Below are 15,888 nucleotides of genomic sequence, written 5' to 3'. Positions count from 1 at the left end.
GAACAACAATCCAGAGTGGGAACCAAAACAATGAGCACATCACGCAAGATCACCATCGTCGGCGGCGGACAGTCCGGCCTCCAGCTCGGCTGCGGCCTGCTTTCCAACGGCTACGAGGTCGATATCGTCCAGAATCGCACAGCCGAACAGGTTCGCAGCGGCAAGGTGCTGTCCAGCCAGTGCATGTTCGACGCGGCGCTGCAGAACGAACGCGATCTCGGGCTGAACTTCTGGGACAAGGAATGCCCGACCGTCGACTCGATCAACTTCGTTGTGCCGGCGCCCGATGGGTCGGGCAACAAGGCGATTGACTGGAACGGCAAGCTCGACAAGCCAGGACAGAGCGTCGACCAGCGGGTCAAGATCCCGCGCTGGATGGAGGAATTCGAACGCCGCGGCGGCACCATCACCATCCTCGACGCCGGTATCGACGATCTCGAACGCTACGCGAAACAGTCGGAACTGGTGATCGTCGCGGCGGGCAAGGGCGAGATCGCGAAGCTCTTCGAACGCGATGCGAAAAAATCCCCCTTCGACAAGCCGCAGCGTGCGCTGGCGCTGACCTATGTCAACGGCATGCTGCCGCGCGCGGATCACTCAGCCGTCAACTTCAATCTGATCCCAACCGTCGGCGAGTATTTCGTCTTTCCGGCACTGACGGTGAACGGCCCCTGCGAGATCATGGTGTTCGAGGGCATTCCCGGCGGCCCGATGGATTGCTGGAAGGATGTGAAGACGCCGGACGAGCATCTTGCCAAGTCGAAATGGATCCTCGACACGTTCCTTCCGTGGGAAGCCGATCGCAACCGCAACGTCTCGCTGACGGATGACAACGGCATCCTCGCCGGCGCTTTTGCGCCCACCGTGCGCAAACCGGTCGGCAGGCTGCCGTCGGGCGCAGTGGTTCTCGGCATGGCGGACGCCGTCTGCCTCAACGATCCGATCACCGGCCAGGGCTCGAACAATGCGTCGAAGTCCGCCAAGACCTATATGGACGCGATCGTCGAACACGGCGATCGTCCCTATGACGCCGCCTTCATGCAGGCGACCTTCGATTCCTACTGGAACTACGCCCAGTTCGTCACCGGCTGGACCAATGCGCTTCTCCAGCCGCCGCCGCCGCATGTGCTCAACATCATGGGTTCGGCGCAGGCGTTCCCTGTTCTCGCCAAGCGCATCGCCAACGGCTTCAACGACCCGCGCGATTTCTTCCCCTGGTTCGCGGTGCCGGAAGAGGCGGATGCCTATCTGGGTCGGCTCGCGGCCTGATCGGGCGGCAGCTCAAATCGACCATGTGCGGCGACGCGCATGGTCGCCACATTTGCCTGAGGTCGCTATCCGTGGAACCGGCGATGGGTCGCAGCAGTGCGCGCGACCTGCTCGTAGATGCCGGTCAGCAGATCGAGCGTGGCGGCCGCATCCTGCAGCCGGCTCTGGAAATCAGGCACGGATTGCACGGCCTTGATCAACAGCGAGGCGCGCACATCGGCATAGCGATCGGTGACCTCCCGGCCCTTTTCAGTGACCGAATAGGTCACGCCCGAACGGCCGCTGCCTGATCTCGCCACAAGCCCCGCTCCGATCAGCTTGCGCAGGCTGTATTGCATGTTGGGAATGTCCTCGCGATTGGCGAGCCGGGCGAGATCCTTGATCGTCTTCGGCCGGTCATGCATGCGGATGATGTGCAGCATGGCGTTTTCCGGGCCGCTCGCCACCAGATCGATCACCGAGGCCAGGCATTCGCCCTGCCAGCGCCCAAAGGCCTCGAAGGCCCGCATCAGCGCATATTCGAGTTCGGCAACGTCGACTTCCAGCGGATTGCGCGCGAGGTGCCAACTCCGGTCGACTGCCGCCGGCCCCGCCCCGGGCGGATTGCCTTTTGTTTTCATTTCTGTTTTCCCCAAACCGGCATCGCCGGCGCTGCGATCATCGATGAAACTAGACATCCGTCATCGTTTTCCTGTTGACAAGTTCTAAATTTAAAATAGATTTTCTATTGTAATTTCTGTTAAAAAATCGGGGAACTACGATGACTGAGAACAGCATGTTCGCAGACGGGCAGTTTTTGCTCGGAACCTTCTCTACAAATTGCTCCGGCGGCATGTCGGTGACCACGGTGCCGGAGCGCTGGGTCAATTCCTGGGACAACAATCTGCGCCTCGGGAAGATGCTCGACGACGCCGGCATCGACTTCATGCTGCCGATCGCCCGCTGGATCGGCTATGGCGGCGAGACCAATTTCCACGGCAACGTCCTTGAGACGGTGACCTGGGCGACGGGCTTGCTGGCCCATACAAGGAACATCAACGTCTTCGCGACGATCCACGTCGCAGCCAATCATCCGGTGGTGGTCGCAAAGCAGATGGCGACGATCGACCAGATCAGCCGAGGCCGCATCGGCCTCAACATCGTCGCAGGCTGGAATCAACCGGAATACGAAGCGCTCGGCCTCGAATTGCCGTCGGGTCACGAAGATCGGTACGGCTATGCACAAGAGTGGTTCGACGTCGTCAAGGCGCTCTGGACGAAAATCGAGGCCTTCGACTGGGATAGCAAGCACTTCAAGCTCAAGAACGTTCTCGGCGATCCGCGCCCGTCGCGCAAGGCACCCATCCTGAACGCGGCGGGTTCCGGTCAGGGCCGGGCCTTTGCGGTAAAGAATGCCGACTTCCTGTTCACCCCGGCGATCGATCTCGAACGCTCCAAGGAAGAAGTCGCTGCGCTCAAGCAGCAGGCCGCGGATGAAGGGCGCAAGGTCGGCGTGCTGACCTTCAGCCATGTCGTCTGCCGCCCGACCGAGAAGGAGGCAAAGGACTACCTTCATCATTTCGGCCAGACCAATGCCGATTGGGAGGCCGTGGACAATCTCGTCCGGCTGCAGTTTGCCCATGCGCAATCATTCCCGCATGATCTGCTGGCGCTGATCCGCGACCGGATGGCCGCCGGCCATGGCGGTTTCCCGCTGGTTGGCACGCCTGAACAGGTGGCGGAGGGCATCCTCTCGCTGCATGCCGCCGGTTTCGGCGGCACCACCTTGTCCTTTGTCGATTATGCCGAGGAATTCCCCTATTTCCGCGATCACGTCCTGCCGATCCTGGAAGCACGCGGCATTCGCCGGGCAGTGTCCGCGGAGGCGGCCGCGGCCTGACCGGCGTTCCCGCCGCGACGCCGCTGGGTGGCGTCGCGGCGGAGCTCCGCCTATCTCACGTCGTGGATCTCGGCGATGCGCTCAACCGAGGGAGAGCAGAATGGAAGTGCAATTGATGACGGCACCGGCGCCCGACGCCGCCGACTATCGCTCGGCGATGCGCCATTTTGCCGGCAATGTCAGCGTCATAACGGTCGGCGCCGGAGACCGCCGTTCCGGCCTCGTCGCCACGTCGACCGTATCGCTGTCCGTCGACCCGCCGCTGATGCTGGTCTGCGTCAACCGCAACTCGTCGTCGTGGCCCCTCTTCGACGCTTTCGGCCATTTCGGCGTCAATTCGCTGGCGCCTCATCACCAACCGATCGCCGAGCGTTTCACTGGACAAGGCGGCGTCAAGGGCGCCGACCGCTTTGCGCTGGGCAAGTGGCGGAGCGGTCTCACCGGTGCACCGCTTCTGGACGGCGCCGCAGTGGCGCTCGACTGCGAGATCGAGGAAATGATCGAGAAATCCACCCACGCGATCCTCATCGGCCGGGTTCGCTCCATCGAGATCGGCGAGGCGAAAGGTGCACTGATCTACTGGAAGGGCGGATATCGCCCGATCGATACCGTCTCGCCCTGACCCCTGGCGGCATCAGGTGTGTCCCGCAGAGATATTTTAACCTTAAAATATCTCCACGGCGGTATAAAGCCATTGACAGGAGCCGTTCGCGAATTTACTTTAACCTTAAAATAAATAACCATAAGCCATCGATCGGAACAGAGGAAACTGACATGCGAATCGTATGCATCGGCGGCGGACCGGCCGGCCTCTATTTCGGGCTCCTGATGAAGAAGCTCCATCCCGAACACTCCATCACCGTCGTCGAGCGCAACCGGCCCTACGACACGTTCGGCTGGGGCGTCGTCTTTTCCGATGCGACCATGGAAGCGATGAAGGTATGGGATCCGGAAAGCGCCGCCGAAATCCAGGATGCCTTCAACCACTGGGATGACATCGAGGTGTTGTTCAAGGGCACCCGCCAGCGCACCTCCGGCCACGGCTTCGTCGGCATCGGCCGCAAGAAGCTGCTCAACATCCTGCAGCGCCGTTGCGAGGCGCTCGGCGTTGAACTGACGTTTGAGACCGATGTGAACAGCGATCTCGATTACCCCGACGCCGACCTGATCATCGCATCGGACGGTTTCAACTCGAAGATCCGCAATCGCTATCCGGAAGTCTTCCAGCCCGATCTCATCACACGGCCGAACCGCTACATCTGGCTCGGCACCAACAAGCTCTACGATGCCTTCACCTTCGATTTCCGCAAGACGGATCATGGCTGGTTCCAGGCGCATATCTACAAGTTCGACGACCAGACCTCGACCTTCATCGTCGAAACCACCGAGGAGGCTTACGAGAAGCACGGCCTGGGGGAACTCGACCAACAAGACTCGATCGATTTCTGCCAGGACATGTTCTCCGAAGTGCTCGACGGCGCCGAGTTGATGACCAATGCGCGCCACATGCGCGGCTCGGCCTGGCTCAATTTCAACCGCCTGATCTGCGGCAAGTGGAGCCATTTCAATGGCCAGTCACATGTCGTCCTCATGGGCGACGCGGCGCATACTGCGCATTTCGCCATTGGCTCGGGCACCAAGCTCGCGATCGACGATGCGATCGAACTCACCAACCAGTTCAACAGGCTCGGCCACGACAAGGACAAGATTCCCGCCGTCCTCGAGGCTTATGAAGAAATCCGCCGTGTCGATGTCGCACGCATCCAGAATGCCGCGCGCAACGCCATGGAATGGTTCGAGGTCGTCGGCCGCCGCTATGCCGATACGCTGGAGCCCGAGCAATTCATGTATTCGATGCTGACGCGCTCCCAGCGCATCAGCCACGAGAACCTGCGTCTCAGGGATTCAAACTGGCTTGAGGGCTATGAGCGCTGGTTCGCCGGAAAGGCTGGCATGGTTTCGACGAGTAATGACCGCTGCCTGCCTCCGATGTTCACGCCCTATACGGTGCGTGGCGTCACGCTACCGAACCGGATCGTCATGTCGCCGATGGCGATGTATTCGGCCAAGGACGGCCTGATCGACGACTTCCATCTCGTCCATATCGGGTCGCGGGCCATGGGCGGCGCCGGCCTCGTCTTTGGCGAGATGACCTGCGTTTCACCGGATGCCCGCATCACGCCGGGCTGCCTCGGGCTGTGGAACGAGGAGCAGGCCGATGCCTGGAGACGGCTGGTCGAATTCGTCCATTTCAACACGCCGGCGAAGGTCGGCATCCAGTTGGGCCATGCCGGCCGCAAGGGCTCGACGAAGCTCGCCTGGGAAGGCACGGACCAGCCACTCGATGAGGGCAACTGGCCCCTGATCTCTGCCTCCGCGCTGCCCTATCTCAAGCACAGCCAGGTGCCGAAGGTGATGGATCGCGCCGACCTAGACCGTGTCCTGGCCGATCATGTCCGGGCTGCGGAACTTGCAGCGAGTACCGGCGCGGATTGGCTCGAACTGCACTGCGCCCACGGCTATCTTCTGTCGAGCTTCTTGTCGCCGCTCACCAACACGCGCACAGACGAATATGGCGGCGACCATGCGGCGCGCGCGCGCTATCCGCTCGAAGTGTTCCGGGCGATCCGCGCCGTCTGGCCTGAGGACAAGCCGATCTCGGTTCGCCTCTCGTGCCATGATTGGTTCGACGGCGGCAACACGCCGGAGGACGCTGCGATCTTCGCGGCAATGTTCAAGGAAGCTGGTGCCGACGTGATCGACTGCTCCTCGGGTCAGGTGTGGAAGGAGGAGACGCCGGTCTATGGCCGCCTGTTCCAGACGCCGTTCTCCGACAAGATCCGCAACGAGGTGGGCATTCCGACCATCGCCGTCGGAGCGATATCCGAAGCGGATCATGCCAATTCCATCATCGCCGCCGGCCGCGCCGATCTCTGCGCCGTCGCGCGCCCGCATCTCGCCGATCCGGCCTGGACGCTGCACGAGGCGGCAAAGATCGGCATCAACACGATATCCTGGCCGAAGCAGTATTATGCCGGCAAGACCCAATACGAGACCAACCTCGCCCGCGAGAAGCAGGCAGCTGCGGCTGGAGCGAAATAGGCGATGGCAGGCATTCTGGGAGGTCATCATGCACTGGTTACCGGCGCCGGCAGCGGCATCGGGGCCGCGATCGCGCGCGCTCTGGCGGGTGCAGGCGCGCAGGTAACACTCGCCGGGCGCCGCCGCGAACCGCTCGAAGCCCTGAGCCGGGAATTGCCGGAGGGATCGTCCTTCATCACCGATGGCTTCGATGTAACCAATGCCGACGCAATCGCATCCGGACTGGACAAGGCTAGGGCCGCTTTCGGCCCCTTGAGCATTCTCGTCAACAATGCCGGCGAGGCCTCGAGCGCGCTCTTCGAGAAAACTTCGCTGGAGATGTGGTCGCATATCATCTCGGTCGATCTCACCGGCGTCTTCAACGTGACGCAGGCCGTGCTGCCCGACCTCAAGGCGCGGGGCAACGGCGCACGGATCATCAACATCGCCTCGACGGCGGGTCTGACAGGTTACGCCTATGTCTCGGCCTATGTCGCCGCCAAACATGGCGTCGTGGGGCTGACGCGGTCTCTGGCACTGGAACTTGCGAAAAAGGGCGTGACCGTGAACGCGGTTTGCCCCGGCTTCACCGACACGCCGATGGTCGCCCGTTCGATCGCCGAGATCGTCGCCAAGACCGGACGCAGCGAGGAGCAGGCGATGGCGGAATTCACCAAGGCCAACCCTCAGGGCCGGCTGGTGAAACCCGAGGAAGTGGCGAACACGGTTCTATGGCTGGCGTCGCCCGATGCCGGCGCGATCAATGGACAGGCAATCGCGATTGCCGGTGGGGAGGTCATGACGGGATGAGCGACAATCAGGCTTCGATGAGCGGGCATCTCAAGCCCTTCCGCGATTACCAGGCCAGGAACTTCCTCTGGTCGGTGAGCAAGGACGGCCGGGTGGCGACCCTGACACTCAACCGTCCAGACCGCAAGAACCCGCTGACCTTCGAGAGCTATGCCGAGCTGCGCGACCTGTTTCGCGACCTGCAATATGCCTCCGATGTGCGCACGGTGGTACTGACCGGCGCCGGCGGCAATTTTTCCTCCGGCGGCGACGTGTTCGAGATCATCGAGCCGCTCACCCGCATGAAGATGCCGGATCTGCTGGCCTTCACCCGCATGACCGGAGACGCGGTCAAGGCCATGCGCAAATGCCCGCAACAGATCGTCGCCGCGATCGATGGTATCTGCGTCGGTGCCGGTGCGATCCTCGCCATGGCGTCGGACCTGCGCCTCGCGACGCCCGAGGCCAAGACTGCTTTCCTATTTACACGCGTCGGCCTTGCCGGCGCCGATATGGGCGCATGCGGCATCCTGCCCCGCATCATCGGCCAGGGCCGGGCTTCGGAATTGCTCTATACCGGCCGCAGCATGTCGGCCGAGGAGGGCGAACGCTGGGGCTTCTTCAACGCGCTACATCCGGCAGCCGAACTCGACGCGGCCGCCCAGAAGCTGGCACGCTCGCTGGCTGACGGTCCGTGGTTTGCGCACGGCATCACCAAGACGATGATGAACCAGGAATGGGCGATGGGCATCGACGAGATGATCGAGTCCGAAGCCCAGGCGCAGGCGATCTGCATGGCGACCGGCGATTTCCGCCGCGCCTTCGAGGCATTCGCCGCGAAGCAGAAGCCGGTGTTCGAGGGCAATTGATGACAGCGCTCAAAGGCCCGACCCGCGAACATCTCGACTGGCCGTTCTTCGGCCCGGAACACCGCGTCGTGGCCGAGCGGCTCGATGCCTTCGCGCGCTCCGGTGCGCTTTCCGAGGTGGATCATCATGACGTCGATAAGGCGTGCCGCCATCTGGTGAAGATGCTCGGCGATGCCGGCCTTCTCGGCTTGGCGACCGGCCAGGCAGGACGCGAGGCGATCGATTCCCGTTCCGTGTGCCTGGCACGCGAGACGCTCGCCTGGCACGACGGGCTCGCGGATTTCGCTTTTGCGATGCAGGGATTGGGGACCGGCGCAATCGGTTTGTCGGGCTCCGAGGAACTGAAGGCAGCTGTGCTGCCGAAGGTGACATCAGGCGACTGGGTCTCTGCCTTCGCGCTGTCCGAGAAGGAAGCCGGGTCCGATGTCGCGGCCATGGCCTGCGCGGCGCGGGCGGATGGCGACGCCTATGTGCTCGACGGCGACAAGACCTGGATATCCAATGGCGGCATCGCCGATGTCTACACGGTCTTCGCCCGCACCGGCGAAGCACCGGGCACCCGCGGCATCTCCGCCTTCGTCGTCTTTGCCGATGATCCCGGCTTTTCCGTTGTCGAGCGCATCGAGGTGATCGCCCCGCATCCGCTGGCGACGATCCGTTTCGACAACTGCCGCATTCCAGCCTCTCGGCGTCTCGGCGCACCCGGGGAAGGCTTCAAGATCGCCATGCGCACGCTCGACATCTTCCGCGCGTCAGTGGCATCAGCCGCACTCGGCTTTGCGCGGCGCGCGCTGGACGAGGCACTGCTCCATGCCAGGACCCGCAAGATGTTCGGCGCGGCGCTTGGCGACCTGCAACTGACGCAGGCCGCGCTCGGCGACATGGCGACTGGCATCGATGCGGCGGCGCTGCTCACCTATCGCGCTGCCTGGCGCCGCGACGTTCAAAAACTGCCGACCACCAAGGAAGCCGCGATGGCCAAGATGACCGCGACCGAAACGGCGCAGGACGTCATCGATCGCGCGGTCCAGCTCTTCGGCGGCCGTGGTGTGAGATCGGGCGAGATCACCGAAAAGCTCTACCGCGAAATCCGCGCGCTCCGTATCTATGAGGGTGCGACGGAGGTGCAGAAGCTGATCGTCGCCCGCGAACTGATGAAGGGGGCGTGACGTGTTCACGAAGAGCTATCCCCTTCGCTTCGGTGACTGCGATCCGTCCGGCATTGCCTACTATCCATCCTATCTTCGCATCCTGGATGGCGCGATCGAGGATTTCTTTGCGTCGCTGGGCGCCACGCGCGACCGGATGATATCCACGATGCTCATGGGCACGCCGACCGTGACGCTCAACCTCGTCTTCGAGCGGCCCGGCCTTCAGGGCGACGAACTGATGATCGACATCCGCGTCGCCGGCCTGGGCCGATCCTCCGTGGATCTGGCGCACAGCGTATCGGCGCGTGGGAACACGCTCTTCAAAGCGACTCATCGGTTGGTGGCGACCTCGCTTGAAACCCACACATCCCTGGCCTGGCCGGACGAGCTCCGGGCCGCGCTCACCCATCATCTGGAGAAGACCAATGCATACGATCCTGCAACCTGAAGGCTGGGCGCGGCCGGTCGGTTACGCCAACGGCGTCGAGGCGCAGGGCCGGCTGATCTTCGTCGGCGGCCAGATCGGCTGGAACGGCCAGTGCCAGTTCGAAACCGACGATTTCGTCGGCCAGGTCAGGCAGACGCTGGAGAACGTTGTCGCCGTGGTGCGCGCGGCCGGCGGCGAGCCGCACCACATCACCACTATGACCTGGTATTTCACCGACAAAAAGGAATATGTCGAAAACCTGAAGGGCATCGGCCAGGCCTATCGCGACGTCATCGGCAAGCACTTTCCGGCCATGGCTGCCGTGCAGGTCGTGGCACTGGTCGAGGATCGGGCCAAGATCGAAATTCAGGCCCACGCCGTCATTCCGGAATCGTGACGATGACTGCGACCAAAGCTGCCGACGAACTGGATTTCTCGGCCTGCGTTTCAGGGCGCGTCCTGGATGGCGTGCTTGTCGTGACCATCGACAACCCGCCAGTAAATGCGGCATCGGCCGCAATGCGTGCAGGTCTGGCGAGTGCCATAGCGCAGGCGAATGACAGCGCAGAAATCAATACCGTCGTCATCACGGGCGCGGGCAAGATCTTCGTCGGGGGTGCCGACATCATTGAGTTCGGCAAGCCGCTGGTCGATCCCATCCTCCCTGAGGTCTGCCAGTTGATTGAGGACTCGGGCAAGCCCGTCATCGCCGCACTCAACGGCGCGGCGCTCGGCGGCGGGCTGGAAATCGCGCTCGCCTGCCACTACCGGATTGCCGCGGCGACGGCGAGCATGGCCTTTCCGGAGGTCAAGCTTGGCCTCGTGCCCGGCGCCGGCGGTACACAACGGCTCCCGCGCTTGACGGGCATTCCCGTTGCCATCGACCTGATCGGCAGCGGCCGCAGTGTGAAGGCAGAGGAAGCGCGATCGGCGGGCATCATGGATGAGGTTACTGATGGCGATCTTATCGCGTGGGCGCTCGCTGTTGTGGCAGAGGGCAGGAAAAAATTCCGCAAGACGGGTGATCTTGCCGTGCGGCCCGCTTCGGCCGACGAGATCGAGGCCGCGTCGCGAAAGATCACGACCAAGGCGCGCGGTCAGGTGGCGCCTGACGTGGCAGTGAGGCTCGTTGCGGCTGCAGAGACGACGACGCTCGAAGACGGGCTGTCGGACGAACGGGCTACCTTCCTGCGCCTCAAGGATTCGCCCCAGGCAGCGGCGCTTCGGCATGTCTTCTTTGCCGAGCGCGAGGCGGCGAAGGTTGCTGGCCTCGAGGGCGTCGCGCCCCGCACGGTCAAGACCATCGGCATCGTCGGCACCGGCCTCATGGGCTCGGGCATTGCCGTTGCCGCGCTGAACGCTGGATACCGCGTCATCGGCATCGAGCAGGATGACGAGGCGGCCCGAAAGGGCCGAGAGCGGATCGCCGGCATGCTGGAGCGAAATGTCAAATCCGGCCGCCTCGATGAGGCCGGGCTTGCGGATCGCCTGTCGCGACTGACCGTCGAAGGCACACTTAACGCATTGGCGGACGCCGACCTCGTGATCGAGGCGGTATTTGATGATCTCGCCGTCAAGACGGAGTTGTTTCGCAAGCTCGAAGGCATCGTGCGGCCGGATGCGATACTCGCCACCAACACGTCCTATCTCGACCCGAACCAGATCGCGGCAGCAACGACCCATCCCGAGCGCGCACTCGGCCTGCACTTCTTCTCGCCGGCCAACATCATGCGACTTGTCGAGGTGGTCCGCTGCGCCAGGACGGAACCTGAGGTCCTCGCCACAGGCTTTGCCGTCGCGAAGAAAATGCGCAAGCTGCCGATCCTCTCCGGGGTCACCGAAGGCTTCATCGGCAACCGGATCTTCTCGGCCTATCGTCGGGAAGCCGAGTTCCTCGTCGAGGACGGCGCAGAACCGCAGGACATCGATGCCGCCATGGAAGACTTCGGCTTCGCCATGGGACCGTTTTCGGTGTTCGACCTCGCCGGCCTCGAAATCGCCTGGGCACGGCGCAAACGCCAGGCGGCGACCCGCGATCCCTCGGAGCGCTATGTCGATATCGCGGACTGGCTTTGCGAGGCGGGCCGCTTCGGCCAGAAATCCGGCAAGGGCTGGTACAGCTATGCCGACGGCAAGAAATCCGTCGATCGGGATGTGACCGCCATCATTGCCGCCGCTCGCGCGGCGAAGTCGATCACGCCACGCCATTTCGACAAAGCCGAGATCGTCAGCCGCCTGCTCGCCGCCATGTCGGCGGAGGGCGAGAGGCTGCTGGACGAGAAGATCGCTGCCAGACCCGGCGATATCGATCTCGTCCTGATCAACGGCTATGGCTTCCCCGCCCACAAGGGCGGGCCGATGTTCATGAGGGACCCGGAAGCCTGAGTTACGCCGGCACGGCCAGGAAGCTTTCAAGCTTCGCCTTGACGGGATCGGGCCAGGCCATCGAGGTGTGTTCGTCAAGCCGGCTCGCCGCCAGGACCTGATGACCCGACCAGCGCTGCTGCTCGCCGCAGCGCACGATGTGCTCGATCGTCATCGACGAACGCCCGACGCGCGTGACCGTGAGTTCGAACGTCAGCTTCTCGCCAAAAAACGATGGCTTTGAAAAGTCGCATGTCAGGTGCACGGTGGGCGTACCCCAGCGTTCCTTCCAGATGATCTCGTGCCAGGGATACCCCATCCAGGTCCAGAATTCCTCGATGACGCCATTGAGGAGATTGAGATAGGAAGGATAATAAGCGGTCCCCGAAATGTCGCAGTCGCCGAAATTGAGCATGCGGTCGGTCGAAAAGCAGGCGGGCATCGTGTGCTGATCCTGACGTGTTTGAAGCGATAGCAGCAACTAACATATCTAACGGGGGCGAGTCATCGCCTTCCACGACGCTTCGAGCAGCATTCACGCGCCCAATAGCGTTTGCGTCAATGGATGAGCTGCATCGGCAAGGCCATCAATGACATTGAAATGGTGCCGGTCAGGCTCGACCACCCCGCTGGTCGTCGCGCCCAGACCGGTCCAGATGTTGGCGAGAAGCGCGTTCTGGCGCAGGAATTCAGCGCGCTCGCTCCCGCCGACCCAGCAGGTGATGCGAGCGCTATCCATCGGCCTGAGCAATGCCGGGCTTTCGGCCAGCGCTTCGGCCTCGTCGATGCGGAGCGTTTCGTTCATGCCTGTGTTCATCATCGGCCTCAGGTCATGCACGCCGGAAATCGACACGACGTTGCGGACCCGCGCACAGACCCAGGCGGGGAGCGGCGTGGTCCGAGATACCATCCGGCTGACCAGATGACCGCCGGCGGAATGGCCGGTCAACATGATGGCCCCCTCGACCAGTTCCGCCGCCTTGCCGATCGCGGTGCCGACCTCGCCGACAATATCGCGGATCCGGGCATCTGGGCAGAGCGTGTAGGAAGGCATCGCCACGGCATAGCCGTGCTCCACCGCACCGCCCGCAAGATGGGACCAGTAGCTGTTGTCGAGCGCCATCCAGTAGCCGCCATGGACGAAGACCACGAGGCCCTTAGGCGCGCCCTCGGGCATGAAGAGATCGAGCCGGTTTCGGGGTTTTACGCCATAGACGATGCCTAGCTTCGCCCGGCCGAGCCCTGAAAGCCTGTCGCGGAAATCCTTGGCCGGCGACACCCAGGCATCCGGCCAGCGGTCGCCGCCCGCAATGTTGTCACTGTTGGCATAAGCATCGTCCCAGTTGATGATTTTCCGCGACAGCACCCGACATCCTCCCCGATGGCCTGATTGATTGTCCGCAACAAAGCCCATCCGCAGTGCCGGCGTCAATGCGCGAACGACAAGAAACTTTATGCTTGAAATAATTTTGGGCTGGTGCGATGCTTGAGCCTACCAGCGATGGGAGGTCTCGCTGGTACAGGATGGCAATTGCATCTGCTCTTGCAGTCCTGAGCTTAGATCGGCCGGCCCGCAAACATCCAGGAAACGCTAGACATGCTTGGACCGTCAGCACATACAGACACGTTCACGCGCGACAATCTGCCGCCGCCGGACCAGTGGCCGGACTTCCTTCTGAACGGCTTCGACTATCCCGATCACATCAATGCCGGTGTCGAACTGACGGACCGGCTTGTCGAGAAAGGCTTCGGCGACCATACCGCGTTGATCGGCAATGGCCGCCGCCGCACATACAAGGAACTGTCGGACTGGACCAACCGGCTGGCGCATGCGCTGGTCGAGACTTATGGCGTCAAGCCGGGCAGCAGGGTACTCATCCGCTCCGCCAACAATCCGGCCATGGTCGCCTGCTGGCTTGCCGCCACCAAGGCCGGAGCGGTGGTCGTCAACACCATGCCGATGCTGCGGGCGGGCGAACTCAAGAAGATCGTCGACAAGGCGGAAATCTCGCTCGCCCTCTGCGACACGCGGCTGATGGATGAAATGGTCGCCTGCGCCAAGGACAGCACCTTCCTCGAAAAGGTCGTCGGGTTCGATGGCACCGCCAACCACGACGCCGAGCTCGATCGTATCGCGCTCGACAAGCCGGTGACGTTTGCGGCAATTCAAACCAGCCAAGATGACGTCGCGCTACTTGGTTTCACGTCAGGCACGACGGGTGTGCCCAAGGCGACAATGCATTTCCATCGCGACCTTCTGCTGATCGCCGACACCTACGCCAAAGACGTTTTGCATGTGACGCCGGACGATGTGTTCGTCGGATCGCCGCCGCTCGCCTTCACCTTCGGCCTGGGCGGTCTCGCGATCTTCCCGCTCCGCTTCGGCGCCACGGCGACGCTTCTCGAAGAGGCGACGCCGCCGAACATGATCCACATCATCGAGACCTACAAGGCGACGATTTCCTTCACATCGCCGACCGCCTACCGAGCCATGATGAAGGCCATGGACAGCGGCGCCGACCTGTCTTCACTACGCGTGGCGGTGTCGGCCGGGGAAACCCTGCCGGGTCCGGTATTCGAGGAATGGACGGCCAAGACGGGCAAGCCGATCCTCGATGGCATCGGGGCGACCGAGATGCTGCACATTTTCATCTCCAACCGCTTCGAGGATTTGCAGCCGTCTTCCACCGGCAAGCCCGTCGGCGGTTATGAAGCGCGTATCGTCGATGACGAGATGAACGAGGTGCCGCGCGGTACAGTCGGCAGGCTGGCTGTGCGCGGCCCAACAGGATGCCGCTATATGGCTGATATCAGGCAGAAGGAATATGTCCGCGACGGCTGGAATCTCACCGGCGACGCCTTCTACCAGGACGAGGCCGGCTTCTTCCACTTCGCAGCCCGCTCCGACGACATGATCGTCAGTTCCGGCTACAATATCGCAGGCCCCGAAGTCGAGGCGGCGCTGCTGTCACATCCCGATGTGGCGGAATGCGCGGTGATCGGCGCTGACGATGTCGATCGCGGCCAGATCGTCGAGGCGCATGTCGTGCTTGTGCCATCCGCAACGGCGAATGCTGCCACTGTCAAGCGCCTGCAGGACCACGTGAAGGCCACGATCGCGCCCTATAAATATCCGCGCTCGGTGAAGTTCATCGATGCGCTACCCAAGACCCAGACCGGCAAGATCCAGCGGTTCCGGCTCCGCGCGGAGAAGATCAATTGAGCAAGCCCTACGACCCCGCGACCGAGGGTGCGCAGATGTCGTTTGCGGACCGCATGTCCTATAGCGACTACCTGCATCTCGACGAGGTGCTGAATGCGCAGTCGCCACTATCGACGGCGCATGACGAACTGCTGTTCATCATCCAGCACCAGACATCGGAACTCTGGATGAAGCTTGCGATCCATGAAGTTTCGGCCGCGATCCGCTCGATCCGCGACGACAAGCTGGAGCCGAGCTTCAAGATGCTGGCCCGCGTCGCCCGCATCTTCGAACAGCTCAACAATGCCTGGGATGTACTGCGGACGATGACGCCAAGCGAATACACCCAGTTCCGGGAATCGCTCGGCCAGTCCTCGGGTTTTCAATCCTGGCAGTACCGGGCCATCGAATATATGGCGGGCAATCGCAACCTCGCAATGCTGCGCCCGCACGCCCACCGCCCGGAATTTTCAGAGAAGCTGGAAGCAATCCTAGCCATGCCCTCGCTCTACGACGAGACGATCCTGCTGCTGTCTCGCCAAGGTTTCGACGTCGGCGCCGACGCGCAGCGTACGGAGTGGCGTGAGAACAGAGTCGAAAGTGAGGAGGTTCTGACCGCCTGGCAGACGGTCTATCAGGATCCAGAGCGCCATTGGATGCTCTACGAACTGGCCGAGAAACTCGTCGATTTCGAGGACTATTTCCGCCGCTGGCGCTTCAACCACGTCACCACGGTCGAGCGCATCATCGGCCTGAAGCGCGGCACCGGCGGAACCTCGGGCGCATCCTACCTGCGAAAGATGCTGGATGTGGAACTGTTTCCGGAACTCTGGCGCGTTCGCACGGTGCTCTGAACA

The 15,888-nt window shown here is 62.6% G+C and carries 15 protein-coding genes; 12 read left to right on the top strand and 3 right to left on the bottom strand.

The features are described from left to right. The first annotated feature begins 30 nt into the window (after positions 1 to 30). On the top strand, positions 31 to 1,269 hold the full coding sequence (locus ACSQ26_RS27350; protein WP_436014564.1) for a styrene monooxygenase/indole monooxygenase family protein: 1,239 nt from the start codon (positions 31 to 33) through the stop codon (positions 1,267 to 1,269). Positions 1,270 to 1,334: 65 nt separating this feature from the next. On the opposite strand, the gene ACSQ26_RS27345 is transcribed toward ACSQ26_RS27350, so the two are convergent. Further along, complete coding sequence (locus tag ACSQ26_RS27345; protein ID WP_436014562.1) at positions 1,335 to 1,889, bottom strand: winged helix DNA-binding protein; 555 nt, start codon at positions 1,887 to 1,889, stop codon at positions 1,335 to 1,337. Between the two features lie 140 nt (positions 1,890 to 2,029). Between ACSQ26_RS27345 and ACSQ26_RS27340 the strand changes: the two genes are divergently transcribed. The 9 genes from ACSQ26_RS27340 (at position 2,030) to ACSQ26_RS27300 (ending at position 11,850) form a co-directional block, all read left to right on the top strand. Continuing rightward, positions 2,030 to 3,148 (top strand): LLM class flavin-dependent oxidoreductase, encoded by a 1,119-nt coding sequence (locus tag ACSQ26_RS27340; protein ID WP_436014560.1) that lies wholly within the window; start codon positions 2,030 to 2,032, stop codon positions 3,146 to 3,148. A 100-nt stretch (positions 3,149 to 3,248) separates the two neighbouring features. Beyond that, positions 3,249 to 3,770, top strand: a complete 522-nt coding sequence (locus tag ACSQ26_RS27335; RefSeq protein WP_436014558.1) for a flavin reductase family protein — start codon at positions 3,249 to 3,251, stop codon at positions 3,768 to 3,770. Positions 3,771 to 3,922: 152 nt separating this feature from the next. Next, positions 3,923 to 6,250 carry a bifunctional salicylyl-CoA 5-hydroxylase/oxidoreductase gene (locus ACSQ26_RS27330; protein ID WP_436014556.1) on the top strand — a complete coding sequence of 776 codons (2,328 nt, stop codon included), beginning with the start codon at positions 3,923 to 3,925 and terminating at the stop codon, positions 6,248 to 6,250. 3 nt (positions 6,251 to 6,253) lie between these two features. Beyond that, entirely contained in the window at positions 6,254 to 7,039 is a 786-nt protein-coding gene (locus tag ACSQ26_RS27325; protein ID WP_436014554.1) for an SDR family NAD(P)-dependent oxidoreductase, read from the top strand. After that, complete coding sequence (locus ACSQ26_RS27320) at positions 7,036 to 7,887, top strand: enoyl-CoA hydratase family protein (RefSeq protein ID WP_436014552.1); 852 nt, start codon at positions 7,036 to 7,038, stop codon at positions 7,885 to 7,887. Before ACSQ26_RS27325 ends, ACSQ26_RS27320 begins: the two co-directional genes overlap by 4 nt. After that, positions 7,887 to 9,056: an acyl-CoA dehydrogenase family protein gene (locus tag ACSQ26_RS27315; RefSeq protein ID WP_436014550.1), complete on the top strand. Its 1,170-nt coding sequence runs from the start codon at positions 7,887 to 7,889 to the stop codon at positions 9,054 to 9,056. Before ACSQ26_RS27320 ends, ACSQ26_RS27315 begins: the two co-directional genes overlap by 1 nt. 1 nt (position 9,057) lies before the next feature. Further along, a complete protein-coding gene (locus ACSQ26_RS27310; protein ID WP_436014548.1) occupies positions 9,058 to 9,486 on the top strand; it encodes an acyl-CoA thioesterase in 429 nt (142 codons plus the stop codon). Next, complete coding sequence (locus tag ACSQ26_RS27305) at positions 9,464 to 9,862, top strand: RidA family protein (protein ID WP_436014546.1); 399 nt, start codon at positions 9,464 to 9,466, stop codon at positions 9,860 to 9,862. Before ACSQ26_RS27310 ends, ACSQ26_RS27305 begins: the two co-directional genes overlap by 23 nt. A gap of 2 nt (positions 9,863 to 9,864) precedes the next feature. Then, on the top strand, positions 9,865 to 11,850 hold the full coding sequence (locus ACSQ26_RS27300; RefSeq protein WP_436014544.1) for a 3-hydroxyacyl-CoA dehydrogenase NAD-binding domain-containing protein: 1,986 nt from the start codon (positions 9,865 to 9,867) through the stop codon (positions 11,848 to 11,850). Between the two features lies 1 nt (position 11,851). Here the strand turns inward: ACSQ26_RS27300 and ACSQ26_RS27295 are convergent, their stop codons facing one another. After that, positions 11,852 to 12,271 carry an acyl-CoA thioesterase gene (locus ACSQ26_RS27295; protein ID WP_436014542.1) on the bottom strand — a complete coding sequence of 140 codons (420 nt, stop codon included), beginning with the start codon at positions 12,269 to 12,271 and terminating at the stop codon, positions 11,852 to 11,854. Positions 12,272 to 12,364: 93 nt separating this feature from the next. Next, a complete protein-coding gene (locus tag ACSQ26_RS27290) occupies positions 12,365 to 13,195 on the bottom strand; it encodes an alpha/beta hydrolase (RefSeq protein WP_436014540.1) in 831 nt (276 codons plus the stop codon). A 231-nt stretch (positions 13,196 to 13,426) separates the two neighbouring features. Here ACSQ26_RS27290 and ACSQ26_RS27285 point away from each other — a divergent pair, with 231 nt between their 5' ends. Together ACSQ26_RS27285 and kynA are read left to right on the top strand one after the other, a co-directional pair. Further along, complete coding sequence (locus ACSQ26_RS27285) at positions 13,427 to 15,052, top strand: AMP-binding protein (protein ID WP_436014538.1); 1,626 nt, start codon at positions 13,427 to 13,429, stop codon at positions 15,050 to 15,052. A gap of 35 nt (positions 15,053 to 15,087) precedes the next feature. Continuing rightward, a complete protein-coding gene (kynA, locus tag ACSQ26_RS27280; protein WP_436015491.1) occupies positions 15,088 to 15,885 on the top strand; it encodes a tryptophan 2,3-dioxygenase in 798 nt (265 codons plus the stop codon). Positions 15,886 to 15,888 lie beyond the last annotated feature (3 nt).

The organism is Rhizobium sp. LjRoot254 (genome assembly GCF_964254105.1).
Lineage (GTDB): Bacteria > Pseudomonadota > Alphaproteobacteria > Rhizobiales > Rhizobiaceae > Rhizobium_E.
Note: the sequence above shows the minus strand (reverse complement) of the source record. Positions and strands in the feature narration are given on the sequence as shown.